2 protein-coding genes are annotated in these 717 nt (G+C 31.1%); both read left to right on the top strand.

Going from position 1 to position 717, the window contains the following annotated elements; all coding sequences use genetic code 11:
* Positions 1–103 precede the first annotated feature (103 nt).
* Positions 104–340, top strand: coding sequence for a homocitrate synthase/isopropylmalate synthase family protein (locus tag NXS07_RS20540; RefSeq protein ID WP_258087579.1), 237 nt, complete (start codon positions 104–106; stop codon positions 338–340).
* A gap of 11 nt (positions 341–351) precedes the next feature.
* Positions 352–660: a hypothetical protein gene (locus NXS07_RS20535; protein ID WP_258087578.1), complete on the top strand. Its 309-nt coding sequence runs from the start codon at positions 352–354 to the stop codon at positions 658–660.
* Positions 661–717: the final 57 nt, after the last annotated feature.

Below are 717 nucleotides of genomic sequence, written 5' to 3'. Positions count from 1 at the left end.
GTCAGAGTAATTTTCATGGGCGCGATCTTGATCTGATACGAATGAAAAATCAAGTATCTTCAATTACGATGGGTATAAGAGTAGATTTAAAACTGATATTATCATGAAGAAATTGATTGAATTATGCAATTTTTATTATGATGTCATCAATAAAAAACCTTATCCTAATAAACCATTATTGGGGGAGTATGCGTTTTCAACATGTGCGGGAATTCATCAAGATGGAATTAAAAAATCCCCTGAGACTTATGAGTTTATAAATCCAAATGATTTAGGTTTGGAAAGAAAGTTTTATTTTAATAAATTATCTAGCAATAGAGTTTGTCAGCAAAATTTATAATAGGAGGATGTATGTCTTTATTTCAAAAAATAGGTTTTTCGACAAATATATTTGAGAACCCAGCAGAGATTGACGTGTTGGTAGGCGAGTTAAGTAGAGATTTTAAAAATATTGAAATAGAATTTGAAAAGGGACTGAGAGAGCTAGTCGATAACGATCCTGAAAAATGGAATAAGAAAATTGATATATTAAATGAAATAAAAAAAAGTAAAGACCTCTATTATTCTGTACATGCACCTTATATTGGGATTAAAACTGATATCTCTAATAGAGATGAATTGGACAGAATTATTGCTGTTGACTATACGCAATTAACTTGAAGAGGCGGGTTTTAAAATCTGGAAGTTATCAGTCAACCGAGTGGTGAGCTCTTTCGC

The sequence above is a fragment of the Xenorhabdus bovienii genome, assembly GCF_024721015.1.
GTDB lineage: Bacteria > Pseudomonadota > Gammaproteobacteria > Enterobacterales > Enterobacteriaceae > Xenorhabdus > Xenorhabdus bovienii.
This window is presented reverse-complemented; position numbering and strand designations above follow the sequence as displayed.